This window comes from Enterobacter sp. BIDMC109, assembly GCF_001037885.1.
GTDB lineage: Bacteria > Pseudomonadota > Gammaproteobacteria > Enterobacterales > Enterobacteriaceae > Enterobacter > Enterobacter hormaechei_C.
On sequence record NZ_KQ090002.1, the window covers coordinates 670,141 to 693,391 of the forward strand.

The 23,251-nt window shown below is 58.5% G+C and carries 25 protein-coding genes; 15 read left to right on the plus strand and 10 right to left on the minus strand.

Features of this window, described 5'->3' with window-relative positions; translation table 11 throughout:
* Position 1: 1 nt before the first annotated feature.
* Positions 2–703, minus strand: a complete 702-nt coding sequence (locus tag SK62_RS03220; protein WP_017692690.1) for a YggS family pyridoxal phosphate-dependent enzyme — start codon at positions 701–703, stop codon at positions 2–4.
* A gap of 17 nt (positions 704–720) precedes the next feature.
* Here SK62_RS03220 and SK62_RS03225 point away from each other — a divergent pair, with 17 nt between their 5' ends.
* On the plus strand, positions 721–1,701 hold the full coding sequence (locus SK62_RS03225) for a type IV pilus twitching motility protein PilT (RefSeq protein WP_017692691.1): 981 nt from the start codon (positions 721–723) through the stop codon (positions 1,699–1,701).
* 9 nt (positions 1,702–1,710) lie between these two features.
* On the opposite strand, the gene ruvX is transcribed toward SK62_RS03225, so the two are convergent.
* The 8 genes from ruvX to metK form a co-directional block, all read right to left on the minus strand.
* Positions 1,711–2,127: a Holliday junction resolvase RuvX gene (gene ruvX, locus SK62_RS03230; protein ID WP_006811925.1), complete on the minus strand. Its 417-nt coding sequence runs from the start codon at positions 2,125–2,127 to the stop codon at positions 1,711–1,713.
* Complete coding sequence (locus tag SK62_RS03235; protein WP_006811924.1) at positions 2,127–2,687, minus strand: YqgE/AlgH family protein; 561 nt, start codon at positions 2,685–2,687, stop codon at positions 2,127–2,129. Before SK62_RS03235 ends, ruvX begins: the two co-directional genes overlap by 1 nt.
* A gap of 74 nt (positions 2,688–2,761) precedes the next feature.
* Positions 2,762–3,709: a glutathione synthase gene (gene gshB, locus SK62_RS03240; RefSeq protein WP_015571835.1), complete on the minus strand. Its 948-nt coding sequence runs from the start codon at positions 3,707–3,709 to the stop codon at positions 2,762–2,764.
* A 31-nt stretch (positions 3,710–3,740) separates the two neighbouring features.
* Complete coding sequence (gene rsmE / locus SK62_RS03245; RefSeq protein ID WP_017692692.1) at positions 3,741–4,472, minus strand: 16S rRNA (uracil(1498)-N(3))-methyltransferase; 732 nt, start codon at positions 4,470–4,472, stop codon at positions 3,741–3,743.
* A gap of 51 nt (positions 4,473–4,523) precedes the next feature.
* Positions 4,524–5,231, minus strand: coding sequence for a deoxyribonuclease I (gene endA / locus SK62_RS03250; protein WP_003860034.1), 708 nt, complete (start codon positions 5,229–5,231; stop codon positions 4,524–4,526).
* A 94-nt stretch (positions 5,232–5,325) separates the two neighbouring features.
* On the minus strand, positions 5,326–5,823 hold the full coding sequence (locus tag SK62_RS03255) for a SprT family zinc-dependent metalloprotease (RefSeq protein ID WP_017692693.1): 498 nt from the start codon (positions 5,821–5,823) through the stop codon (positions 5,326–5,328).
* A gap of 58 nt (positions 5,824–5,881) precedes the next feature.
* Entirely contained in the window at positions 5,882–7,279 is a 1,398-nt protein-coding gene (gene galP, locus SK62_RS03260) for a galactose/proton symporter (RefSeq protein WP_047719201.1), read from the minus strand.
* 416 nt (positions 7,280–7,695) lie between these two features.
* Complete coding sequence (metK, locus tag SK62_RS03265) at positions 7,696–8,850, minus strand: methionine adenosyltransferase (protein WP_003860037.1); 1,155 nt, start codon at positions 8,848–8,850, stop codon at positions 7,696–7,698.
* Between the two features lie 660 nt (positions 8,851–9,510).
* On the opposite strand from metK, the gene yqgB reads away from it, so the two are divergent.
* The 3 genes from yqgB to speB all read left to right on the plus strand — a co-directional run bounded on the left by yqgB (position 9,511) and on the right by speB (position 12,835).
* Positions 9,511–9,642, plus strand: coding sequence for an acid stress response protein YqgB (gene yqgB, locus SK62_RS21955; RefSeq protein ID WP_057979949.1), 132 nt, complete (start codon positions 9,511–9,513; stop codon positions 9,640–9,642).
* Positions 9,643–9,650: 8 nt separating this feature from the next.
* Positions 9,651–11,627 carry a biosynthetic arginine decarboxylase gene (gene speA, locus SK62_RS03275; protein ID WP_017382922.1) on the plus strand — a complete coding sequence of 659 codons (1,977 nt, stop codon included), beginning with the start codon at positions 9,651–9,653 and terminating at the stop codon, positions 11,625–11,627.
* 287 nt (positions 11,628–11,914) lie between these two features.
* Positions 11,915–12,835 (plus strand): agmatinase, encoded by a 921-nt coding sequence (gene speB, locus SK62_RS03280; protein ID WP_017382921.1) that lies wholly within the window; start codon positions 11,915–11,917, stop codon positions 12,833–12,835.
* Between the two features lie 3 nt (positions 12,836–12,838).
* Here the strand turns inward: speB and SK62_RS03285 are convergent, their stop codons facing one another.
* Positions 12,839–14,050 carry an MFS transporter gene (locus SK62_RS03285; protein WP_047719252.1) on the minus strand — a complete coding sequence of 404 codons (1,212 nt, stop codon included), beginning with the start codon at positions 14,048–14,050 and terminating at the stop codon, positions 12,839–12,841.
* A 415-nt stretch (positions 14,051–14,465) separates the two neighbouring features.
* On the opposite strand from SK62_RS03285, the gene SK62_RS03290 reads away from it, so the two are divergent.
* From SK62_RS03290 to SK62_RS03340, 11 genes are all read left to right on the plus strand, one after another.
* Positions 14,466–14,789, plus strand: coding sequence for a Rieske (2Fe-2S) protein (locus tag SK62_RS03290; RefSeq protein WP_003860044.1), 324 nt, complete (start codon positions 14,466–14,468; stop codon positions 14,787–14,789).
* Entirely contained in the window at positions 14,786–15,094 is a 309-nt protein-coding gene (locus SK62_RS03295; protein ID WP_003860045.1) for a recombinase-like helix-turn-helix domain-containing protein, read from the plus strand. The genes SK62_RS03290 and SK62_RS03295 overlap by 4 nt, the downstream gene beginning before the upstream one ends.
* A 10-nt stretch (positions 15,095–15,104) precedes the next feature.
* Positions 15,105–16,127: an aromatic ring-hydroxylating oxygenase subunit alpha gene (locus SK62_RS03300; protein WP_048249289.1), complete on the plus strand. Its 1,023-nt coding sequence runs from the start codon at positions 15,105–15,107 to the stop codon at positions 16,125–16,127.
* Positions 16,127–16,876, plus strand: a complete 750-nt coding sequence (locus SK62_RS03305; RefSeq protein WP_017382918.1) for an SDR family oxidoreductase — start codon at positions 16,127–16,129, stop codon at positions 16,874–16,876. The genes SK62_RS03300 and SK62_RS03305 overlap by 1 nt, the downstream gene beginning before the upstream one ends.
* 12 nt (positions 16,877–16,888) lie before the next feature.
* Entirely contained in the window at positions 16,889–17,677 is a 789-nt protein-coding gene (locus SK62_RS03310; RefSeq protein ID WP_003860053.1) for an IclR family transcriptional regulator, read from the plus strand.
* A 78-nt stretch (positions 17,678–17,755) separates the two neighbouring features.
* Positions 17,756–18,682: a VOC family protein gene (locus tag SK62_RS03315; RefSeq protein ID WP_015571827.1), complete on the plus strand. Its 927-nt coding sequence runs from the start codon at positions 17,756–17,758 to the stop codon at positions 18,680–18,682.
* Positions 18,679–19,866 (plus strand): NAD(P)/FAD-dependent oxidoreductase, encoded by a 1,188-nt coding sequence (locus SK62_RS03320; RefSeq protein WP_015571826.1) that lies wholly within the window; start codon positions 18,679–18,681, stop codon positions 19,864–19,866. Before SK62_RS03315 ends, SK62_RS03320 begins: the two co-directional genes overlap by 4 nt.
* Before the next feature lie 25 nt (positions 19,867–19,891).
* A complete protein-coding gene (locus tag SK62_RS03325) occupies positions 19,892–21,148 on the plus strand; it encodes an MFS transporter (RefSeq protein WP_015571825.1) in 1,257 nt (418 codons plus the stop codon).
* Between the two features lie 10 nt (positions 21,149–21,158).
* Positions 21,159–21,689 carry a cupin domain-containing protein gene (locus SK62_RS03330; RefSeq protein WP_015571824.1) on the plus strand — a complete coding sequence of 177 codons (531 nt, stop codon included), beginning with the start codon at positions 21,159–21,161 and terminating at the stop codon, positions 21,687–21,689.
* Positions 21,690–21,699: 10 nt separating this feature from the next.
* Positions 21,700–22,470 (plus strand): alpha/beta fold hydrolase, encoded by a 771-nt coding sequence (locus SK62_RS03335; RefSeq protein WP_047719208.1) that lies wholly within the window; start codon positions 21,700–21,702, stop codon positions 22,468–22,470.
* Positions 22,454–23,248, plus strand: a complete 795-nt coding sequence (locus SK62_RS03340) for an SDR family oxidoreductase (RefSeq protein WP_015571822.1) — start codon at positions 22,454–22,456, stop codon at positions 23,246–23,248. Before SK62_RS03335 ends, SK62_RS03340 begins: the two co-directional genes overlap by 17 nt.
* The last annotated feature ends 3 nt before the right edge of the window (positions 23,249–23,251 follow it).

Here is a 23,251-nt window from a genome sequence, read left to right on the forward strand (position 1 = left end):
ATTATTGGGGGTAATCGCGCGCACCGAAAATTGCCGTGCCGATGCGCACCATGGTGCTGCCTGCCGCGATGGCGGCTTCCATATCGTCCGACATGCCCAGAGAAAGCGTGTCTACCGTGTCATAGCGCGCCTTAAGCGCCTCAAATGCTACAGCCATTTGCTGTGCCACGGCAAACTGCCTTTCATAACTTGACTCTGGCGCCGGGATAGCCATCAGCCCGCGCAGGGTTAAGCGCGGCAGCGCCGCCACGTCTGCCGCCAGCGCCTCCAGTTCGCCCAGCGTAATGCCGGACTTGCTGTTTTCATCGCTGATGTTGATTTGAATCAGCACGTTAAGCGCTGGCATCTCCATAGGGCGCTGGTCGCTCAGACGGGTAGCGATGCGCAGACGATCGATGGTGTGGCACCAGTCAAAGTGCTCTGCTACCAGACGGCTTTTGTTCGACTGTAGCGGACCGATAAAGTGCCATTGCAGGTCTGTATTTCCCCGTTCCCGGAAAGCGCGAATTTTATCCACGCCTTCCTGCACATAGTTTTCACCGAAGGCACGATGACCGGCGGCTATCGCTTCTGCGATGGCGCTCGCAGGCTTAGTTTTGCTGACTGCAAGCAACGTAATTTCTTCTGGAGCACGGCCGCAACGCGTTGCCGCGGCTGAGATTTTGTCCCGGACCTGTGCCAGGTTATGCGCAATGTCGTTCATTTTCCGAGGAGTAGTCTATGGATGTGGAAGAAATTGTGGCCCTTAGTGTAAAGCATAACGTCTCCGATCTACACCTGTGCAGTGATTCGCCACCGCGCTGGCGCAGGTCAGGCCGTCTTGAACCTGCGCCGTTTCCGCCCCCGGATGTGGAGGCGTTATTAAAAGCGTGGCTCAACGACGAACAGCAGGGCGCATGGTGGGCAAACGGGCAAGTGGATTTTGCCGTTACCCTCGCAGGCCGTCAGCGGCTGCGCGGCAGTGCGTTTAAGCATATGCTCGGCGTTTCGATTGCGCTGCGGCTGTTGCCGCTGACGTGCCCGCAGCTCTCTGCGCTAGGTGTGCCGCGAGCGATCCCGGAACTACTGTCCAATGACAATGGCCTGATTCTGGTCACCGGCGCCACCGGCAGTGGGAAATCGACCACCCTGGCCGCTATGGTCGATTTCCTCAATCACCAGACGGACGGGCATATTCTGACCCTGGAAGATCCGGTGGAGTTTATGTACCAGAGCGAACGTTGCCTGATCCAGCAGCGGGAGATAGGCCAGCACAGCCCGTCCTTTGCCGAGGCGCTGCGCAGCGCGCTGCGTGAAGATCCGGATGTGATTCTGCTTGGTGAGCTGCGCGACAGCGAGACGATACGCCTGGCGCTGACGGCGGCGGAAACCGGCCATCTGGTGTTAGCCACGCTGCATACGCGCGGCGCGGCGCAGGCGATCGAGCGCCTGGTCGACACCTTTCCAGCGCAGGAGAAAGATCCGGTGCGTAATCAGCTGGCGGGAAGCCTGCGTGCGGTCCTGGCGCAGAAGCTACGTCAGGATGTCCAGGGCGGGCGCGTGGCGCTGTATGAGCTACTGGTGAATACCTCGGCGGCGGCAAACCTGATCCGCGAAGGCAAAACCTGGCAACTGCCGGGCATTATTCAAACGGGGCAGCAGGCGGGAATGCAGAACTTTGAGCAGAGTCTGGCGGAGCGACGGGCGCAGGGGCGGCTGTAGCCCCGGCGCTCAGTAACCCTGTTCGAAATAGCTTTCGAGGATAATGACGGCTGAAGCTGAATCCACGCTGCCTTTGTTCAGCGCCCGGAAGCCACCGTGCTCGAACAGGCCAGCGCGTGCCTCGACGGTGCTCAAACGTTCATCGTGCAGCTTAACGGAGACGCCAAAGCGGCCATGGATTTTGTTCGCGAATTTGCGCGCGCGGGCGGTAAGCGGTTGCTCGGTGCCGTCCATGTTTAGCGGCAGGCCGACAATCACGTCGTCCGGCTGCCACTCTTTGAGCAAGCGCTCAATAAGGTTCCAGTCCGGCGTGCCGTCGTTAGCTTTCAGCGCCGTGAGCGGGCGAGCGGTGCCGGTGATCCGTTGACCCACAGCGACGCCGATGCTTTTGGTGCCGAAGTCGAAGGCGAGAAGGGTGCCGCTCATTACGCGTGCCCCGCAACGCCAGGCATGGTCAGAATATCAATGCCAATCAGTTTTGCCGCGTCACGCCAGCGATCGGCGATAGGGGTCTTAAACAGGATATTCATATCCGCAGGGGCTGTCAGCCAGGCGTTGTCCAGAATTTCTTGTTCCAGCTGCCCTTTTTCCCAGGAGGCGTAGCCGAGCGCAACCAGCACCTCAGAAGGCTGACTGGCAGTGCCCAGCGTTTCAAGCACGTCGCGAGAGGTGGTGACGACGGTGTTATCGGAGATACGAATGCTGGACGAGAAAACCGGCGGGGTATGCAGGATAAAGCCACGATCTTCTGCAAGCGGGCCGCCGAGCATCACCGGTTTATCGAGACGGATTTCCGGCAGCCGCGCTTCAGCAGGGATTTTCAGCTTGTCCAGAATGCCTTCCACCTGGAGGTTTTCCAGCGGCTTATTGATGATAATCCCCATCGCGCCGTCTTCGTTGTATTCGCAAATATAGACCACGGAGCGGCGGAAAATCGGATCCTGGAGAGCAGGCATGGCAATAAGAAAGTGATGCTGTAAATTCATTGTCAGAGGTACTGTTTCCTGGTTTAAAAAGCGACAGCGCCCAGTATGGGGATAAACACAGGCGCTGTCACAGGTTATTTCTGTAAACGTTTTTCGATAGCGTCCATCAGCATTCCGGTGATCGAGATCGGGAATTCCGCTTCGATTTCACGAATGCAGGTCGGGCTGGTGACGTTCACTTCGGTCAGGCGATCGCCGATGATATCGAGACCGACGAAGATCAGGCCTTTGGCTTTCAGCGTAGGGCCGACGCGGCGGGCAATTTCCCAGTCGCTTTCGCTTAACGGACGCGGTTCGCCACGGCCGCCAGCCGCCAGGTTGCCACGGGTTTCCCCTCCCTGCGGGATACGCGCCAGGCAGTAAGGCACCGGCTCGCCGTCTACGACCAGCACACGCTTGTCGCCGTCTTTAATGGCTGGCAGATAGTTCTGCGCCATGCAGTAGCGGGTTCCCAGCTCGGTCAGCGTTTCGGCAATCACGCCAATGTTCGGATCGCCCTCTTTCACGCGGAAGATCGACGCGCCGCCCATGCCGTCCAGCGGCTTCATGATGATGTCGCCGTGCTTCTGCCAGAATTCTTTCAGCTGCGTTTTGCTGCGGGTGACGAGCGTTTCCGGCGTCAGGTCAGAGAACCATGCGGTATAGAGCTTCTCGTTGCAGTCGCGCAGGCTCTGCGGCTTGTTGACGATCAGCGTTCCTTTCTCTTCGGCACGCTCAAGGATATAGGTGGCGTAAATGTATTCGGTGTCGAACGGCGGATCTTTACGCATCAGGATCACGTTAAGGTCGGCCAGGGCAATATCCTGCTCGGTACCGAATTCGTACCATTTTTCGTAGTTCTGCTCGACGTTAACGATGCGGGTGCGTGCGCGGGCTTCACCGTTGATCAGGTAAAGATCGTTCATCTCCATATAGTGGAGTTCATAGCCGCGACGCTGCGCTTCCAGCAGCATAGCGAAGCTGGAGTCTTTCTTGATGTTAATGTTTGCGATGGGGTCCATCACGATGCCGAGCTTAATCATCTTCTTCTCCGGTTATGGGTCAGGCTTTGCTTCAACCCAGATCGCCAAATCGCACCTGTAGCGCGGTAATGGCGGTGAGTGCCGTTGTCTCAGTGCGCAGAACGCGAGGTCCCAACAGAATATCAGTAAACTGGTAACGCGCCGTCATGGCAATTTCGTCAGCCGACAGGCCGCCTTCCGGGCCAATCAGCAGGCGTACACGCTCAACGGGCAGCGGCAGCGTATTGATGCTGGCGCTGGCGCGCGGATGAAGATTGAGCTTAAGCCCGCTCTCCTCTTCTGCACACCAGTCCTCCAGATCCATCGCCGGGCGGATCTCCGGGATACGGTTGCGGCCGCTCTGTTCGCAGGCCGCAATGGCAATTTTTTGCCACTGCTGGATCTTTTTGTTCAGACGTTCCGCATCCAGTTTAACGCCGCAGCGCTCAGAAAAAAGTGGCGTAATGAGGCTTACACCCAGTTCAATGGATTTCTGAATGGTGAACTCCATCTTTTCCCCACGCGACATCACCTGGCCCAGGTGAATGTGCAGCGGGGATTCCCGGTCATCCACCTCGCCACGCAGCACCTTCACGTGCACGCTTTTTTTATCGGCGCGCGTAATTTCAGCGTCGAAAACCTGATTAGAGCCGTCAAAGAGCTGAATCGCCTGGCCTGCACCCATGCGCAGCACGCGGCCTACATGGTTTGCGGCATCATCAGACAGGGCGATTTCGCCGCCTGGGGTAATCAGTTCAGGGTGATAGATGCGAGGGATGCGCATAGTCAGAAATTCCATGTGTCATGCGATATAAGCGAATTGCCGTAGTGTAGGTTAGCTCTTTTGCGCCTGGCAAGCCCGCTGGACGTAAGGGTTATGATTCCCCTGGACTTTGGCGATACGTTCGTCGCGCTGGCATTCCCAGTCCGTTACCGGGTAGAGCTTGTCCCAGGCATTGAAGAGCTGCGTCTGCTGGCGGGAAAGATTGAGATCGTAGCGGTCGCGCATATAGAAATAAGTGCGGGCGATGCTGCCGCGCGCGCGGGCAGGCGGTTCGGCGACTTTCTCTTTGAAATCGACCTTCATGGCGCACTGACCGTACTGGCCTTCGCCACCGTTCCACTGGCTGTACATGAAGTTTCCGCGGTCGCCATTGACCTCACCCACGGCGGGTTGCAGGTTGTGCATATCGCTTTCCATCTGGCGGTAGACCGGATCTTTGGCGCAATTTTTACGTCCACCGTCCTGCCAGCACTGGCGCTGGTGGCCAAACTGCCAGGCCGGAACAACGTGTTCCCATTCGATTCGGCTGGCGCGATTCTCGTTCTTGCGCACCTTATAGCCGCAGGATCCCAGATCCACGACCCCTTTCTTACCCTGCCAGTTAATTTTACAGCCGCAGTAGAAATCACCCGGTACGTCGGCGTTAATCTTTACGCCCGCGGTTTTTGCCTGAGAGAAACTGTGAATACCGTCGGCCAGAGCATGGCCGGAGAGCGCTGTCGCCAGAAAAGCGACCGCGAGAGAAACATTACGGGACATCTTACACTCCGTGTCAAAACGAGCCCGCAACGTAACGAATGTTGTTCCCGTATGCAATCAGTCAGATCAGGAAAGTTCCTGAAAGTTCAGTTGATTATTCCGCGACCAGCGGTTCGCCGCACTTTACGCAGCGGTAGGTCGCCTCGCCGCGCACCACGCGGTTATGGCGGCGGACGGTAAGCTGGTGCTGTTGACACTGGCAGCGGTAGGGGAAGGTATTGCGGCGTACCGATTCCAGCTCGAACTGATGGGTGCGGCGGGCCGGAACCCCGAGCACCGCCTCCATCATCCATTTCCACTCTTTGCCGTGCGGCGCGACGCGGCCAAAGTGCTTCCACACCAGAAGGTGCGCCAGTTCGTGCGGGACGACTTCGTCGATAAACGCCTGCTGGTTTTCCATCATCAGTACCGGATTCAGGCGGATCTCGTAGGCTTCCAGCCAGGCGGTGCCTGCCGCGGTGCCACGCTGCTGATAGACCAACTTCGGTTCAGGATAATTGCGGCCGAGCTTCAGGTTGGCCTGGGCGAGTTTTTCCCGCAGGCTGCGCATGACGGCTTGCTGAATGGCGATGGGGAGACGGGGAGCTTTCATAGGGGCAGAGCATAAAGCGGGAAGCGGGGAGGCGCAAGAGGCGCCTCCCGCAGGAGGATCAGTCGTGTGCGCCGATTTCGCGCAGAGGACGACCTTTCATCAGGTTACGTTCAATGTGTTCCAGTGAAACATGTTTGGTTTCAGGAACCAGCCAGATAGTGAGAACGATAAAGAACAGGTTCAGACCGGCGTAGACCCAGAAGGTATTGGCGTTACCCAGGGTATTGAGCATGGTCAGGAACGTTGCGCCGACGATCATGTTGGCAATCCAGTTGGTTGCGGTAGAACAGGTGATACCAAAATCACGCCCTTTCAGCGGCTGGATCTCAGAGCACAGCACCCAAATCAGCGGACCGGCGCTCATCGCAAACCCAATGATAAACATCAGCAGCATCGCCACGGCGAAGTACTGTGCCGTTGGGGAATGAATGCCCATGTGCATCATGGTACCCAGCACGCCCATCCCGACGGCCATCACCAGGAAGCCCAGCGTCAGGGTTGGCTTACGTCCCCAGCGGTCCACCAGACCGATAGCGATAAAGGTCGCCAGCACGTTGGTCAGGCCGACGATCACGGTGCCCCACATCTGCTCGGTGGTGTTGGTGTAGCCCGCCAGTTCGAAGATTTTCGGCGCGTAATACATGATGACGTTCATCCCGGTGAACTGTTGCATGATCTGTAACAGCACACCGAGGAACACCGCGCGGCGGAAGTTGCTGTTCTCTTTGAACAGCGCCCAGCCGGACTGTTTGACCTTCAGGCTTTCGCGGATCTCTTCCAGCTCGTTTTTGGCTTCGGCGCTGGTATCACGCAGGCGTAAGAGCACGCGTTCGGCATCATGGAAGCGGCGTTTGGCGGCGAACCAGCGCGGACTGTCCGGCAGGAAGAAGACGCCAATCAGCAGCAGGATGGCTGGAATGATGATTACGCCCAGCATCCAGCGCCATGCGCCGCTGTAGCTGAATGCGGTATCCGAGAGATAAGCCCCCAGAATACCGATGGTGATCATCAGCTGATACATGGAAATCATGCTGCCGCGGATTTTTTCCGGAGCGATTTCAGACAGGTATAGCGGGGCAGTATAAGACGCCACGCCCACTGCCAGACCGAGCAGCACGCGGGAGATGATCAGCACTTCAACGTTAGGTGCAGCGGCAGAGAACAGTGAGCCGGCAACGAACAGGATCGCGCCGATCATCAGGCTCTTTTTACGCCCGAGCTTAAAGGAGAGCCAGCCGCTGCCGACCGCGCCGACGGCGGCACCGAACATCATGGAGCTAACCACCCATTCCTGAGTGTGTGCGCTAATCTGGAACTCATCGGTGATGAAAGGTAATGCACCGGCAATTACGCCAATATCCAGGCCAAAGAGTAATCCTGCCAGAGCGGCGAGGAAGCAGACGAAGAACGTCATTACCTTATTGGACGTACGCCCCTGTTTATTATTGTCAGGCATTATGCCCTCCAGTTGGGTTATCAGTTTTTACGATATTAAGAGTAGGTGAGCGGCTCATAAAAATATGTGAGTCAAATCACAACGGTGTAATCGGTTACACTGGCTTGTAACCGTAAAAATAATTAAAGCTTTGAAAATATAGAGGTAAATTAATTGATGTGCATCGCGTTTGCACAAATTTCAGACTTAACTGAAAGGGAATGTAACAGCAGAAGAAATGCGATCATGCAAAGAGAATATTCTGAAAGCGGGGTATAGAGAGTGAGGTGTAAACGGTTCCAAACATTGCCGGGTGGCGGCTGCGCCTTACCCGGCCTACAAAAACTCACTACCCGTAGGTCGGGTAAGGCATAGCCGCCACCCGACATAAAAAAGGCCAGCACAAAGGCTGGCCTGTTTAAGCTACTGGCAGTCGATTATTTCAGACCGGCAGCATCACGCAGCAGGGCGGCTTTGTCGGTTTTTTCCCATGGGAAATGTTCGCGGCCAAAGTGACCGTACGCTGCGGTTTCCTGGTAGATTGGGTGCAGCAGATCCAGCATCTGAATCAGACCGTATGGACGCAGGTCGAAGAACTCACGCACCAGCAGGGTCAGCTGTTCAGAAGGCACTTTTTCAGTACCGAAGGTTTCCACCATGATGGAGGTTGGCTCAGCCACGCCGATAGCGTAGGAAACCTGGATCTCACAGCGGTCAGCCAGACCGGCAGCAACGATGTTTTTCGCCACATAACGTGCAGCGTACGCCGCAGAACGGTCAACTTTAGACGGATCTTTACCTGAGAATGCGCCGCCGCCGTGACGTGCCATGCCGCCGTAGGTATCTACGATGATTTTACGACCGGTCAGACCGCAGTCACCCATTGGGCCGCCGATAACAAAGCGTCCGGTTGGGTTGATGAAGAATTTGGTCGCAGAGCTCAGCCATTCAGTTGGCAGAACCGGCTTGATGATCTCTTCCATCACCGCTTCTTGCAGGGATTTCTGGTCAATCTCTTCCGCATGCTGCGTGGAAAGAACCACTGCATCGATACCGACGATTTTCCCGTCGTCATACTGGAAGGTCACCTGGCTTTTCGCATCCGGACGCAGCCACGGCAGGGTGCCGTTTTTACGCACTTCAGCCTGACGCTGCACCAGACGATGGGCGTAGGTTACCGGCGCTGGCATCAGCACGTCGGTTTCGTTGGTTGCGTAGCCGAACATCAGGCCCTGGTCACCCGCGCCCTGTTCCAGCGGATCGGCACGGTCAACGCCCTGGTTGATATCCGGAGACTGTTTGCCAATCGCGCTCAGTACGGCGCAGGAGTTGGCATCAAAGCCCATATCAGAATGTACATAGCCAATCTCACGCACCGTGTTACGGGTGATCTCTTCGATATCAACCCATGCGCTGGTGGTGATCTCACCGCCAACCAGAACCATGCCGGTTTTGACATAGGTTTCACACGCTACGCGCGCCTTTGGATCCTGCGCGAGGATCGCATCCAGCACCGCATCGGAGATTTGGTCAGCAATTTTATCAGGATGTCCTTCTGATACGGACTCGGACGTAAACAGGTGTTTTGCCATGTTTTATTTCACCTAAGAGGAATTTGGTTAGCTCAAGCTGCTGTGTGGAATAGCCATAGGAGATAATTCTACCAAGGCCTACAGGATTTTGACACTGGCAGTCTGAGTGTTAATCGGTATGGATGGATTAACATCTGGACGTCTATTTTAGGTCACTTCTTCACCCGATTTCCAGTTTTTTTTGACTCACCTCTCACTGTGTTGAAAACACGGCTGGAAATTTTTCCTGACGACGCTGGCAACCTGCGCATTTTTGTTTTGCTTTTTAGCGACCTTCTCGGTATAAAACGCGGCGCGCGGCTCATATAAAATAAGCGCTCGATGAACACATCGTGTCGCCACTTCCAGCCGGGTTAAGCAGTGAACTGTTAGCTTTGGCTTGTGGTCCGTTTCAGCAGAGGCGGCCGTGGAGGTGATACGAGATAATGAACCATCGTTTTCCGCTCATTCAGCGCAGCCGTTCTGGCGCGCATTTGATTCCCACCCGCACTTCTGGTCTAAACACCTGCCGATGTTATACCCATCTCGGTGCTTCTCAGGATTCCAGAGCCGGTCACGCTTTGTGAAAACTGAACAAGGGCGCTCTTGTTAATACAGGAGTTTTCTCGTGGTTTCGCCGAACCTTGTCATACAGAGTTCGGATACGTGTTTTACAATGATATGAATAAGAAACCGGTCGCACGGTCTGGATTTCAGCATACTCTGCTGGGAAATGGAGCCGTTAATGGGTTGTTATCGCCGTATAACGCTGCGATAGTAGTCAACTGTTTTACACTTAATACAAAGAGTTGAGGTTCGCTATGTCTGACGACATGTCTTCGCTTTCGCCTTCGTCAGCAGGCGAACAGGGTGTACTACGTTCTATGCAGGAGGTTGCGATGAGCTCCCAGGAAGCCAGCAAGATGCTGCGCACTTACAATATTGCCTGGTGGGGCAATAACTACTACGACGTTAACGAGCTGGGCCACATCAGTGTCTGCCCGGATCCGGACGTCCCGGAAGCGCGCGTGGATCTCGCTAAACTGGTGAAAACCCGTGAAGCGCAGGGTCAGCGCTTGCCTGCACTGTTCTGCTTCCCGCAGATCCTGCAACATCGCCTGCGTTCTATTAACGCCGCGTTCAAACGCGCGCGGGAATCGTATGGTTATAACGGCGACTATTTCCTCGTTTACCCGATCAAGGTCAACCAGCACCGTCGCGTGATTGAGTCCCTGATCCACTCCGGCGAGCCGCTGGGCCTGGAAGCCGGCTCTAAAGCGGAGCTGATGGCGGTTCTGGCGCACGCGGGCATGACCCGGTCGGTGATCGTCTGTAACGGCTATAAAGACCGCGAATACATTCGTCTGGCGCTGATTGGCGAGAAGATGGGCCACAAGGTCTATCTGGTGATCGAGAAGATGACCGAAATCGCGATCGTGCTGGAAGAGGCCGAGCGTCTGAACGTGATCCCACGCCTTGGCGTGCGTGCGCGACTGGCGTCGCAGGGTTCCGGTAAATGGCAATCTTCCGGCGGTGAAAAATCCAAGTTCGGCCTCGCGGCGAACCAGGTGCTTCAGCTGGTGGAAATTCTGCGCGAGCGCGGTCGTCTGGACAGCATTCAGCTGCTGCACTTCCACCTCGGCTCGCAGATGGCCAACATTCGCGACATCGCCACCGGCGTGCGTGAATCTGCGCGTTTCTACGTTGAGCTGCATAAGCTTGGCGTGAATATTCAGTGCTTTGACGTGGGCGGCGGCCTGGGCGTGGACTACGAAGGGACCCGCTCGCAGTCTGACTGCTCGGTAAACTATGGCCTGAACGAATATGCCAACAACATCATCTGGGCGATTGGCGATGCCTGCGAAGAGCACGGCCTGCCGCACCCGACGGTGATCACCGAATCCGGCCGCGCGGTCACTGCACACCATACGGTGCTGGTCTCTAACATCATCGGCGTTGAGCGTAGCGAAATCACCGAAGCCACGCCTCCGGCAGACGATGCTCCACGTTCCCTGCAAAGCATGTGGGAAACCTGGCAGGAGATGCACGAGCCGGGCACGCGTCGTTCCCTGCGCGAATGGCTGCACGACAGCCAGATGGACCTGCACGATATTCACGTCGGCTACTCGTCAGGCACCTTCAGCCTGCAAGAGCGCGCGTGGGCGGAGCAGCTCTATCTGAATATGTGCCACGAAGTGCAGAAACAGCTCGATCCGAGCAACCGCGCGCACCGTCCAATTATCGACGAGTTGCAGGAGCGTATGGCGGACAAAATGTACGTCAACTTTTCTCTGTTCCAGTCGATGCCGGATGCCTGGGGTATCGACCAGCTGTTCCCGGTTCTGCCGCTGGAAGGGCTGAACCACGCCCCGGAACGCCGCGCCGTGCTGCTGGACATCACCTGTGACTCCGACGGCGCAATCGACCACTACGTCGACGGCGACGGTATCGCAACGACGATGCCAATGCCGGAGTACGATCCGGAGAACCCGCCAATGCTGGGCTTCTTTATGGTGGGTGCGTATCAGGAGATCCTCGGCAACATGCACAACCTGTTCGGTGATACCGAAGCGGTTGACGTGTTTGTCTTCCCTGACGGCAGCGTGGAGGTTGAGCTGTCCGACGAAGGGGATACCGTGGCGGACATGCTCGAATACGTTCAGCTGGATCCGAAAAAACTGCTCACCCAGTTCCGCGATCAGGTGAAAAACACCGGTCTGGACGATGCCTTGCAGCAGCAGTTCCTGGAAGAGTTTGAAGCGGGTCTGTACGGGTATACGTATCTGGAAGACGAGTAAGAAAACCTCCCTCTCCCTGTGGGAGAGGGGCGGGGTGAGGGCATCAGGCCGCTGTGCCGCCGATGCCCGGTGGCGCTGCGCTTACCGGGCCTACGAATGTAGGCCGGAGAAGGCGAAGCCGCCATCCGGCAGAATGCTATACTCACTTGAACCCGTATGAATTAACGGCGATAATTCGCCCCAATATGCGATTTACGAATCAATCCCTTCCTCGTCGGGTTTAACGACGCGGAGGGGATTTTTTTTTCATCTGTTTTTAATGTATCGACTTTATAAGAGGTCAGGACATGAGCACTTTAGGTCATCAGTACGATAACTCTCTGGTATCTAACGCGTTTGGTTTTTTACGCCTTCCGATGAACTTCCAGCCGTACGACAGCGATGCGGACTGGGTGATCACCGGCGTACCGTTCGACATGGCAACGTCCGGTCGCGCGGGTGGACGTCATGGCCCGGCGGCGATCCGTCAGGTTTCCACCAACCTGGCCTGGGAGCACAACCGCTTCCCGTGGAACTTCGACATGCGCGAGCGGCTGAACGTGGTGGACTGCGGCGATCTGGTGTACGCCTTCGGTGACGCGCGTGAAATGAGCGAAAAATTGCAGGCGCACGCCGAGAAGCTGCTGGCGGCCGGTAAACGCATGCTCTCCTTCGGCGGTGACCACTTCGTGACCCTGCCGCTGCTGCGCGCCCACGCGAAGCACTTCGGCAAAATGGCGCTGGTGCACTTCGATGCGCACACCGACACCTACGCGAACGGCTGTGAATTCGACCACGGCACCATGTTCTATACCGCGCCGAAAGAAGGCCTGATCGATCCAAACCACTCCGTGCAGATCGGCATCCGCACCGAGTTCGACAAAGACAACGGCTTCACCGTACTCGACGCGGGCCAGGTGAACGATCGCGGCGTGGACGATATTCTGGCTCAGGTTAAGCAGATCGTCGGCGACATGCCTGTCTATCTGACCTTCGATATCGACTGCCTGGATCCGGCATTCGCACCGGGTACCGGTACGCCGGTGATCGGCGGCCTGACATCAGACCGCGCCATCAAGCTGGTGCGCGGCCTGAAGGATCTGAACATCGTCGGGATGGACGTGGTGGAAGTAGCTCCGGCCTATGACCAGTCCGAGATCACCGCGCTGGCCGCGGCGACCCTGGCGCTGGAAATGCTCTACATCCAGGCGGCGAAAAAAGGCGAATAAGCCTTACGCGCTGATTGCTGCTGCGCGCCGCATGCGCAGCAGCAACATTCCCCCGGCAAGCAGGGTGACAACCTGCGAGACGACCAGCACCGAAAAGCCTGAACTGACCGACCCCACCGATCTCATCACCATCCCCATCAGCAGCGGAATAAACGCCGCGCAGATATTGCCGATCCCATTAATAATGCCGTACGCGCTGCCCACGGCGTCCCGGGCGGCGTGATGCTGGATTACCGCAGGAATAGCCGCTCCCTGAAGTCCCCAGAACACGTTGGCAGACAGCATAAAGAGCGCCAGCCATGCGGGTTGATGGCTGAGCATCAGTGCGATCACGGAGAGTGCCGTCAACGTACCGCCCACCACAAACAGTACCGGCGCCTGTTCCGGACGCATTTTGTCGAGCAGCACGCCGCCCAGAAACTTTGACCCCAGGCTCAGCAGGAAGGGGACCGCCGCAAGCATGCCCGTCGCGTGCAGCGAGAAGTGGTGCTCGTCACGCAGCCACGCGGGTAACCAGGCGCTGCTCCCCCAGAGATAGCTCAGGGTGGCGATTTCAACCAGCAGGATCCAGCCCAGCAGCGGCGTCTGCCAGGCCAGCGTGAAGGTGTGAACAAACCCCGGCTTTTTCGCGGTCGGGAGCTTGCGCGGCGCGGGCAGAAAACGCCAGATTAAGCCGCCGCCGAGGAGAAGGTTGATTGCCGCCAGCGCGTAAAACGATCCGGCCCAGCCCAGATGCGACATCAGCCAGGTCACCAGCGGAAAGCCCACGGCCAGCCCGAGAGAGACGCCCAGCGCGGTCACGGCGTTGGGTTTGCCGATCTCTTGCGCGCTAAAGTTATCGCTGATAAAGCGCGTTTTCAGTGAAAAAAGCGGTCCCTCCGCGATCCCCAGAATCACGCGGGCGAAGAGCATTCCCGTCAGCGAGCCGAGCAAAGGTGAAGCCGCGCAGACCGCGGCCCAAATCGCAATGCTGCTTAATAATCCCTGCCGATAATGAAGTTTGCTTTCAATAACCGGCGTTAATAATAAAGCGGAAAAGCCATAACCCAGCAGAAAGCAGGTCATCAGCATTCCCTGTAACATTCTGTTTTCATCTAACTGAAAATGTTCGGCAAATTCCGGGTTTAAAATCATTACCGAGATATTTACCCGATCGACGTAGGAAATAATAATGAGTAATAAAAGCGCAATCGTGCCTTGCCATCTTGCCGTCATCATGTCCGCCTTACGTTTTTTGTAACTTATATTTTTCATCAATGTGATTGTCACGGAGCTAAAATGGTTCACCTGTGAAACTCTTTGTTTATTAAGGATAAATTAAAAATTCGTTTCACAGGTGAAACGCGAAAGAGGTGACGTTCATTTATTTTTAGAGAGTAAAAAGAAAAGAAGTCAATATCTTTTATTGAAAATAAGAGACCATTAAAAAAACGTATTTCTCACGCTGCAATAATGAAAATTTCATATCGCTGCATTTTTTCGTGATCCCTTGCACACTTAGTTAATTAATTGCCGATCGATTAACAAATTCGTCACATTGTCGCTTGACGAAACATTCATCGCTTTTATATTGACCGTATTAAATAAGAAACAGAGTTTCATATATGAAACAAAAGCCTGGAGGATCGTGATGAGCTGGATAGGCGTATGTGACGCAGAACAAGTACAGGAAGATTTCCCTTTTAGCGGCAACGTCGACGGTAAAGAGATCGGCGTTTACCTGATCGACGGTGAATATTACGCGCTGGAGGACGTATGCCCGCACGCCTATGCCCTGCTGAGCCAGGGCTTCGTGGAAGACGGCAAGGTGGAATGCCCGCTGCACGAGGCGGTGTTCGACGTCAAAACCGGCCAGTGTCTGCACGGCCCCGGAGGACGCAACCTCAACCGATACCCGGTTCGGGTCTTTGAAAACCAGATTCAGATTACCTTCGTTGAGGAGACCGTGGCATGAGCGACACGCTGAACTACAACCCGGCGCTGCCGGAAAGCCGCCAGTTTACCCCGCCGGCAGAGGGCGGTAATGGCGCCATTCACAAGCCGGGCGAGTACCAGAACCTGATCTGGCAGACCCGCAGCCGCGAGCCGGAAAGCTGGGAAGTGAAGCTGATTGCGACGCTGGAAGATCTCTTCGAGCAGGGCGTTGAAACCCTGCCGGAGCTGGTAAGCGGGCTGAACGCGGTGCGTATGCACGACCAGCAGGGCGAGCCGTGGAGCGACGCCAGTTTCCAGGCATTCTTACAGGTTAACGGCTACTGAGGGCAACGTGATGACGACGACCGTACAAAACTATCTTGATAAAGGCCTGCGCGGCCTCTGGTATCCGGTGCTGGCGAGCTGGGAAGTGCAGTCTGCGCCGGTGGGCATCACCCGCCTGGGCGAGCAGATTGTGGTCTGGCGCAATAAAGATGGCCAGGTGCAGGCGCTGGAGGACCGCTGCCCACACCGCGGCGCGCGCCTGTCGATGGGCTGGAACCTCGGGGACCGCATTGCCTGCTGGTATCACGGCGTAGAGGTGGCGGGCAACGGCGAGGTGAAAGACGTGCCCGCCGTGGATAAATGTCCGCTGGTCGGCCAGCAGTGCGTGCGCAGCTATAACGTGCAGGAGGCGCACGGCGCCATCTTCCTGTGGTTTGGCGTCACCGCGGACCAGCAGCCGGACGAACTGACCTTCCCGGATGAACTCGCCGACACGGAAAACTTCAGCAACTTCCTCTGCACCGCCGCGTGGAAATGCAATTACCAGTACGCGCTGGAAAACGTGATGGACCCGATGCACGGCACCTATCTGCACTCCTCGTCGCACTCGATGGCGGAAGGGGATCGCAAGGCCGACATGGTGCTCCAGCCGACCAAAACCGGTTTTATTTTCGAGAAGAAAGGGCAGAGCGGCGTCAATTTTGACTGGGTGGAGCTGGGCAACAGCGGCACCTGCTGGATGCGCCTCTCCATTCCGTACAAGAAGCGCTTCGGACCGGGCGGCCACTTCTTTATCGTCGGCATGGTGGTGCCGGAAGATAACGACAACTGCCGCGTCTTCTTCTGGCGCATCCGCCGCGTGCAGGGCTGGCAGCGCGATATGTGGCGCTTCATGTACCGCAACCGTCTGGAAAAACTGCACAGGGACGTGCTGGAGCAGGACCGCGTGGTGCTGGAGAGCCTGGCGCCAAACGCGCGCGATCATGAATACCTGTATCAGCACGACGTTGGCCTCTCGCGCCTGCGCCGCATGATGCAAAAGGCCGCCAAAGAGCAGCTGGCGATGCGTGAAGCACAGCAGGGAGCCGCCTGATGAATGGGCTGCTGAGCGGCAAGCGCATCGTGGTGACCGGCGCCGCGCGCGGGCTGGGCTACCACTTTGCCCAGGCCTGCGCGGAGCAGGGCGCGGCGGTGGTGATGTGCGACATCCTCAAAGGCGAGCTGGCCGAGAGTGCCCACCGGCTGCGCGAGCAGGGCTATGCGATCGAATCGCACGTTATCGATCTGGCCGATCAGCACTCTATCGACCAGGTGTTCAGCGCCATTGGCGAGCAAGGGCAGATTGACGGCCTGGTGAACAACGCGGCGATGGCGACGGGCGTGGGCGGCAAAAACATGCTTGATTACGATCCGGATCTCTGGGATCGGGTGATGAGCGTCAACGTCAAAGGCACCTGGCTGGTGACGCGCGCCGCCGTGCCGCTGCTGCGCGAAGGGGCAGGCATTGTGAACGTGGCGTCCGACACCGCGCTGTGGGGCGCGCCGCGCCTGATGGCCTACGTTGCCAGCAAGGGGGCCGTGATTGCCATGACCCGTTCAATGGCGCGCGAACTGGGGGAAAAACGTATCCGGATCAACGCCATCGCACCGGGGCTAACCCGCGTCGAGGCGACGGAATATGTCCCCGCCGAACGGCATCAGCTCTACGAAAACGGACGCGCGTTAACCGGCGCGCAGCAGCCGGAAGATGTCACCGGCAGCGTGGTCTGGCTGTTAAGCGATCTGTCGAGGTTTATCACCGGACAGCTGATCCCGGTCAACGGCGGTTTTGTCTTTAACTAAGGTAGGGCGATGATGGCAAACGATCAGGAAGTGAAGTATCTGGTGCCGGGGCTGGAGCGCGGTTTACAGCTGCTGTTGGCCTTTGGCGAGCAGCATCGCGATCTGACCTTTGCCGAACTGCACCGGCTGGTGGATATGCCGAAGGCCACCGCCTACCGCGTGGTACAGACGCTGGAGTACATGGGATTTCTGGAGCGCAACACGCGCACCAATACCTTTTCGCTGGGCATGAACGTGCTGCGTCTTGGCTTTGAGTACATCGCCTCGCTGGACGTGGCGCAGGTCGGCCAGCCGGTGATCGAGCAACTGCGCGACGTGAGCCAGTGCAGCAGCCATCTGGCGATCCGCGACGGGCGCGACATTATCTACATCGCCCGCGTCAGCGCCGCCGGGTCGCGCATCAACCAGGTCAGCATTGGTACCCGCCTGCCGGTGCACTGCACCTCGCTGGGCCGCATGCTGTTGACCGATATTTCCCGCGCTGATTTCGAACAGCTGTTCCCGCATGAGCGTCTGCCGGGCAACACGCCGGGGCAGCTTCACGACCGCGAAGCCCTGTGGCAGATGGTGCAGCAGGACAAAGCCCGCGGGTATGTCATCGGCGAATCCTTCTTCCGCCACGGCATCTCTTCCATCGTCTACCCGGTGTATGACCGAAGCGGCCGCGTGGCGGCGGTGGTCAGCATTCTGGTGCCGTCGGAGGAGATCCCGCAGAGCGACCGCGAGCGCCTGCAAAACGAGGTTCGCCTCGCGGCGGATAAAATTTCTGGCTTCTTAGGGTATTTGTCACAGGCCAGTTAAATCAGTGAGTTAACGTCAGGCGCTTGACTGCGTCGGGCATGTTTTACGCCCAATCTGGGCCAGATGAGGCAACGAACGATGAGTGTAACCGGAATTGAAAAGCTGGAATTTGGTGTGGAAGACCTGACGCACTGCGCCAAATTTATGCGTGATTTTGGCCTGACGGGCGATGCCAGCGGCCAGCGTTTCACCACCCTGAGCGGCGCGCGCGTGGAGCTTAACCCGATCGACAGCCCCGACCTGCCGCCCGCGTTTGAAGCGGGCAACACCCTGCGCCGCATGACCTGGGCGGTTGCCAGCCAGTCAGATCTGGACGCGCTGCGCCCGAAGCTGGCGCAACAGCCAGGTTTTCGTGAAGTGGGCGACGCGCTGGAGTGCCTGGACCCGAACGGCATGACGCTGCGCGTGCAGGTGACCCAGCAAACTGACGTGGAGCTGAACGTCGAGCCGATTAACCAGTGGGGCGATGCCCGCCGTATCGACACCCCCAGCCCGGTTTACGATCGCGCCCAGCCGATCAACGTGGGGCATGTGGTGTTCTTCGTGGAAGAGCTGGCGGCAGTGGAGAAATTCTACCGCGAGGTGCTCGGCTTCCAGGTCTCGGACCGCTATATCAACCGCGCCGTGTTCCTGCGCTGCGGCGTGCGCGGCGGCCATCACAACCTGTTCCTGCTGCAACTGCCGAACCGCAAGCGCGGCCTCAACCACGTGGCCTTCACCGTGCGCGACATCCACGAGGTGATCGGCGGCGGTATCGCGATGAATAAACATGACTGGAGCACCTTTATCGGGCCGGGCCGTCATCCGGTGTCGTCGGCGTACTTCTGGTACGTCAACAGCCCGACCGGCGGGGCGTTTGAGTATTACACCAACGATGATTATCTGACGGAAAACTGGCAGCCGCGTGAGCTGGAGCATTCGCTGGTCTCCTTTACCGAGTGGGCGGTGGAAGGCGGGATTGACCACGACACGCGCCGTCAGCAGAAAAAGCCGGAGGCGGTATGACATCGCGCATTGTCATTATCGGCGGCGGTCAGGCGGGCGGCTGGGCGGCGAAAACCCTGCGCGATGAGGGTTTCGACGGCGAGATTTGCGTGGTAGCGGAAGAAGAATGGGATTTCTACGAGCGCCCGCCGCTGTCGAAAGCGTCTTTGCTGGAGCCGAACGCGGCGCTCCCAAGGCTGTTTACCGACGAGGTGCAGCAGGCGCTGAACCTGGCCTGGTACCGGCCGCTGCGCGCTGAATCTGTCGATCGCGATGAGAAAAAAGTTGTTCTTAGCAACGGCGAGCGGCTTAGTTACAACATCCTTTTAATCGCTACCGGCGGTCGGGCGCGCCTGCCTTCGCAGGCGTGGGCCAGCCATCCGCAGGTCTATACCCTGCGCCACTGGCAGGACGCGCAGCGCCTGAAAAGTCGTCTGGCGGAAAGTAAAAAACTGGCGATCGTCGGCGGCGGCTGGATCGGACTGGAGATTGCTGCCTCGGCGCGGAAAAGCGGCGTGGCGGTCACCCTGTTCGAGCAGCAGCCCGCGCTGTGCATGCGCTCGGTGAGCGGCGAGGTGTCGCAGCGCCTGGAGGCCATCCACCGCGAGCAGGGGGTGGAGATCCGTACCGGCTGCGGTGCGCTGGAGCTGGAGGACGACGGCGGCCTGCCGGTCATCCACTGCGACGGCCAGCGTGAAACCTTTGATGCGGTCGTGGTTGGGATCGGCGTCGATCTCAATCTGGAGCTGGCGCGCGATGCGGGGCTGAAAACCGGGCGCGGGATCGTGGTGGATGCCCAGGGACGCACCTCGGATCCATTCATCTTTGCCGCAGGAGATGTCGCCCAGCACCATCACTACGGCTTGTGCATCCAGTCCTGGGCCTTCGCCCAGAATCAGGCGGTGGCGACGGCGAAAGCGATGCTCAACCCGGATGCGCCAGGCTACGACGACGCGCCGTGGCTGTGGTCGGATCAATACCAGCACAATATTCAGATCCTCGGTATTCCGCAGCCAGGCAGCAGAACGGTCGTGCGTAAAGAGGCGCTGTACTTCTCGCTGGACGACAACGGGAGGCTGACGCAGCTGGTGGCGTTCGACGATGCGCGTACCGTCAAGCTGGCGAAGCGCTGGATGGCGGCGGGGCGGGATCTGTCCGACGTGCCGCTCGCCGACCCGACCTTTTCACTGATGTCACTGCGATAGCTAACCCGCACCCGTAGGGGGAGAGATGACCACACTCGAGACTAACACCGCACCGGTTGAGGCGAGCGGTGAGGGGACCCGCACGCCCGAAAAAGCGGTGCGCTGGGCCATCCCGCTGTCGCTGCTGGCCTGCGTGCTGCTGGCGTTTTTCGACAAAATCAGCATCGCGGCGCTCTTTTCGGATACCCATTTCCAGCAGGCGATGGGCATTGATTTCGACACCACGCGTCTCGGCATTTTGATGAGCGCTTTCCTGCTGAGCTATGGCTTCTCATCGGTGTTTTTAAGCGGTTTAGGCGACAAAATCGCGCCGCTGCGCCTGCTCACCGGGATGATGGCGGTGTGGTGCGTGCTGATGGTGGCGATGGGCTTTACCCATAACTACACGCTGATGATCGTCCTGCGTATTCTGCTGGGCGTGGCGGAAGGACCGCTGTTCCCGCTGGCCTTCGCCATCGTACGTCACAACTTCCCGCAGCATTTACAGGCACGCGCCACCATGCTGTGGCTGCTGGGGACCCCGGTGGGCGCGGCGATTGGTTTCCCGCTTTCCCTCTGGCTGCTGAACACCTTTGGCTGGCAGAGCACTTTCTTTGTGATGGCCATGCTTACCGTGCCGGTGCTTATCTTTGTGCGCATTGGTCTGCGCGGGATCCGCCTGGAGGCAAAACCCGGCACCTCGCAGGCGTCCCGGGACGAGCGGCGCGCGGCGCGGCGTGAGCTGTTCGTCAGCCCGCACTTCTGGATCATCTGCATCTTTAACATCGCTTTCCTGACCTATCTGTGGGGCATCAACGGCTGGCTGCCGGGCTACCTGATCAAAGGCAAAGGCATTCATCTGGAGCACGCGGGCTGGCTGTCGTCGATGCCGTTCATCGCCATGCTGGCAGGGGAAGTGATTGGCGCGTGGCTCTCGGACAGGGTCGATAAGCGCGCGGCGGCATGCTTTATCTCCATGGCGGGGGCGGCCGTCGGGCTGGCGGCGGTGATGCACCTTGATACCCCGCTGGCCGTCATCGCGGCGATGAGCTTCAGCACCTTTATGTGGGGCACCGGCGCACCCAACATTTTCGCCCTGCTGGCGAAGGCCACCCATCCCCGGGTGAGCGCCACGGCGGGCGGTATCTTCAACGGGCTGGGAAACTTTGCGGGCGCGCTGTCGCCGGCGGTGATGGGTGCGCTTATCGCCTTCACCCACAGCATGGATTCCGGGCTGATTTTTCTGGCGGTGATGGCGGCGGTGGGCTGCGTCCTGTTACTGCCGCTGCTGAGACGTTACTGAGGAGAGTGTCATGACTGATTCAACCGTAACCAACACAACAGGCATCAAACCTGACCACCTGACGATGGAAGAGTGGGTCGAGTCGCGCATCGCGCGCTTCGAAGGGCGTAAATACGACTGGAACGCGCTGAAGTTCCAGGCCGATTTTGACCCGAAATACCGCCGGGCGCAGATGCGCTACATCGGCACCGGCGCAACGGGCGTCGCGAACGACACCAACACCGTGCAGGCGGACCATTTTACCTTCTCCACCATGGTGCTGCCGTCGAAGTGCGAAGGACCGCTGCACCTGCACGACGACGTGGAAGAGGTGTTCTTCATGCTCAAGGGGCAGATCACGCTGATGATCCAGGACGGCGACAACTACACCGAAACCGTGCTGCGTGAGCGTGATCTGATCTCCGTTCCGCCGGGTATCTATCGCGGGCTGTTTAACCACGGCGAAGAAGAAGCGCTGATGTGCGTCATGCTGGGGACCAACAAGCCGGAAATCCCAACCTATCCGTCCGACCATCCGCTTTCCAAAGTGAAGCGGAACTAAGGGGGGCATGATGACGGGTTTTCGTGAACAGGGAAGCGGCATACCGCTGGTGCTGCTGCACGGGATCAGCTCCGGCGCCGCCTCCTGGCACAAGCAGATGGCGCTGAACGGTTTTCGCGTACTGGCGTGGGACATGCCCGGTTACGGCGAAAGCCCGATGCTGGCCGTAGCGCGGGCGAACGCGGGGGATTACGCCGACGCGCTGGCGGCCATGCTGGATCGCGCCGGTGTCTGGCAGACAGTGCTGGTCGGCCATTCCCTGGGGGCGCTGGTGGCCAGCGCCTTTGCCGCGAAGTTCCCTGAGCGCGTCATCCATCTGGTGCTGGCCGACGCCGCGCAGGGGTACGGCAATGCCGCGCCGGAGCAGCGGGAGCAGGTCTGGCGCAACCGCGAGCAGCAGATGGCGCTGGGGGGCGACATCCTCGCCCAGACCCGCGCCGCGAAGCTGCTGCGCCCCGGCGCGCGCGCGGAAGATATCGCCACCGTCGCGGCGGGCATGCGGGCGCTGCGCCCGGAAGGCTACCTCGCTGCCGCATGGATGCTGGCACATGACGACATTCACGGCTGGCTTAAACGCTACTCCGGCACGTTTGAAGTCTGGTGCGGCGAGCAGGATGCCATCACCCAGCCGGAACTTGTTCAGGGTCTGGCGCTGCGCTACGGCATGCCGTTTATCGCCATTCCGCAGGCCGGGCACGCCAGCTATCTCGATAACGACGCGTTTTTCAACCAACAGCTTTTACGCATTAACGAAGAGGTGCGCGATGAATGCACAAATTGACGGGCGCGTAGCGGTCGTTACCGGCGGTTCTTCCGGCATTGGCTTTGAAACGCTGCGCCTGCTGCTGGGTGAAGGGGCGAAAGTCGCCTTCTGCGGCCGTGACCCGGACCGGCTCGCCAGCGCCCATGCGACGCTGCAAAACGAATTTCCCCACGGGGAGATTTTTGCTTACCGCTGCGACGTGCTGAACGCCGACGAAGTTCAGGCCTTCGCGGATGCGGTGCAGGCGCGTTTTGGCGCGGCGGATATGCTGATCAACAACGCCGGGCAGGGCTACGTGGCGCACTTCCATGACACCCCGCGCGAGGCGTGGCTGCACGAAGCCGAACTCAAACTGTTCGGGGTGATTAACCCGGTGCAGGCGTTTCAGCCTCTGCTGGAGCAGTCCGACATTGCCTCTGTTACCTGCGTGAACTCCCTGCTGGCGCTACAGCCGGAGGAGCACATGATCGCCACCTCCGCCGCTCGTGCCGCGCTGCTGAACATGACGCTGACACTGTCGAAAGAGCTGGTGGGCAAAGGTATTCGCGTCAATTCCATTCTGCTCGGCATGGTGGAATCCGGCCAGTGGCAGCGCCGCTTTGAAAACCGGGCGGACAAAAGCCAGAGCTGGCCGGAATGGACGGCGGATATCGCGCGCAAGCGCGGCATTCCGATGGCGCGCCTCGGCAAGCCGCAGGAGCCCGCGCAGGCGCTGCTGTTCCTCGCTTCGCCGCTGGCCTCGTTTACCACCGGCGCGGCGCTGGACGTTTCCGGCGGCTTCTGCCGCCATCTGTAAGGA

Excerpts from the sequence above, each read along its gene's own strand:
- SK62_RS03300 (WP_048249289.1), top strand. The coding sequence starts at position 15,105 with ATGACGACGACCGTACAAAACTATCTTGATAAAGGCCTGCGCGGCCTC.
- speA (WP_017382922.1), top strand. The coding sequence starts at position 9,651 with ATGTCTGACGACATGTCTTCGCTTTCGCCTTCGTCAGCAGGCGAACAG.
- galP (WP_047719201.1), bottom strand. The coding sequence starts at position 7,279 with ATGCCTGACAATAATAAACAGGGGCGTACGTCCAATAAGGTAATGACG.
- SK62_RS03290 (WP_003860044.1), top strand. The coding sequence starts at position 14,466 with ATGAGCTGGATAGGCGTATGTGACGCAGAACAAGTACAGGAAGATTTC.
- SK62_RS03235 (WP_006811924.1), bottom strand. The coding sequence starts at position 2,687 with ATGAATTTACAGCATCACTTTCTTATTGCCATGCCTGCTCTCCAGGAT.
- ruvX (WP_006811925.1), bottom strand. The coding sequence starts at position 2,127 with ATGAGCGGCACCCTTCTCGCCTTCGACTTCGGCACCAAAAGCATCGGC.
- SK62_RS03330 (WP_015571824.1), top strand. The coding sequence starts at position 21,159 with ATGACTGATTCAACCGTAACCAACACAACAGGCATCAAACCTGACCAC.
- SK62_RS03305 (WP_017382918.1), top strand. The coding sequence starts at position 16,127 with ATGAATGGGCTGCTGAGCGGCAAGCGCATCGTGGTGACCGGCGCCGCG.
- SK62_RS03325 (WP_015571825.1), top strand. The coding sequence starts at position 19,892 with ATGACCACACTCGAGACTAACACCGCACCGGTTGAGGCGAGCGGTGAG.
- SK62_RS03255 (WP_017692693.1), bottom strand. The coding sequence starts at position 5,823 with ATGAAAGCTCCCCGTCTCCCCATCGCCATTCAGCAAGCCGTCATGCGC.
- rsmE (WP_017692692.1), bottom strand. The coding sequence starts at position 4,472 with ATGCGCATCCCTCGCATCTATCACCCTGAACTGATTACCCCAGGCGGC.
- gshB (WP_015571835.1), bottom strand. The coding sequence starts at position 3,709 with ATGATTAAGCTCGGCATCGTGATGGACCCCATCGCAAACATTAACATC.
- SK62_RS03220 (WP_017692690.1), bottom strand. The coding sequence starts at position 703 with ATGAACGACATTGCGCATAACCTGGCACAGGTCCGGGACAAAATCTCA.
- SK62_RS03340 (WP_015571822.1), top strand. The coding sequence starts at position 22,454 with ATGAATGCACAAATTGACGGGCGCGTAGCGGTCGTTACCGGCGGTTCT.
- SK62_RS03320 (WP_015571826.1), top strand. The coding sequence starts at position 18,679 with ATGACATCGCGCATTGTCATTATCGGCGGCGGTCAGGCGGGCGGCTGG.
- SK62_RS03225 (WP_017692691.1), top strand. The coding sequence starts at position 721 with ATGGATGTGGAAGAAATTGTGGCCCTTAGTGTAAAGCATAACGTCTCC.
- metK (WP_003860037.1), bottom strand. The coding sequence starts at position 8,850 with ATGGCAAAACACCTGTTTACGTCCGAGTCCGTATCAGAAGGACATCCT.
- yqgB (WP_057979949.1), top strand. The coding sequence starts at position 9,511 with ATGAATAAGAAACCGGTCGCACGGTCTGGATTTCAGCATACTCTGCTG.
- SK62_RS03335 (WP_047719208.1), top strand. The coding sequence starts at position 21,700 with ATGACGGGTTTTCGTGAACAGGGAAGCGGCATACCGCTGGTGCTGCTG.
- SK62_RS03285 (WP_047719252.1), bottom strand. The coding sequence starts at position 14,050 with ATGACGGCAAGATGGCAAGGCACGATTGCGCTTTTATTACTCATTATT.
- speB (WP_017382921.1), top strand. The coding sequence starts at position 11,915 with ATGAGCACTTTAGGTCATCAGTACGATAACTCTCTGGTATCTAACGCG.
- SK62_RS03310 (WP_003860053.1), top strand. The coding sequence starts at position 16,889 with ATGGCAAACGATCAGGAAGTGAAGTATCTGGTGCCGGGGCTGGAGCGC.
- SK62_RS03295 (WP_003860045.1), top strand. The coding sequence starts at position 14,786 with ATGAGCGACACGCTGAACTACAACCCGGCGCTGCCGGAAAGCCGCCAG.
- endA (WP_003860034.1), bottom strand. The coding sequence starts at position 5,231 with ATGTCCCGTAATGTTTCTCTCGCGGTCGCTTTTCTGGCGACAGCGCTC.
- SK62_RS03315 (WP_015571827.1), top strand. The coding sequence starts at position 17,756 with ATGAGTGTAACCGGAATTGAAAAGCTGGAATTTGGTGTGGAAGACCTG.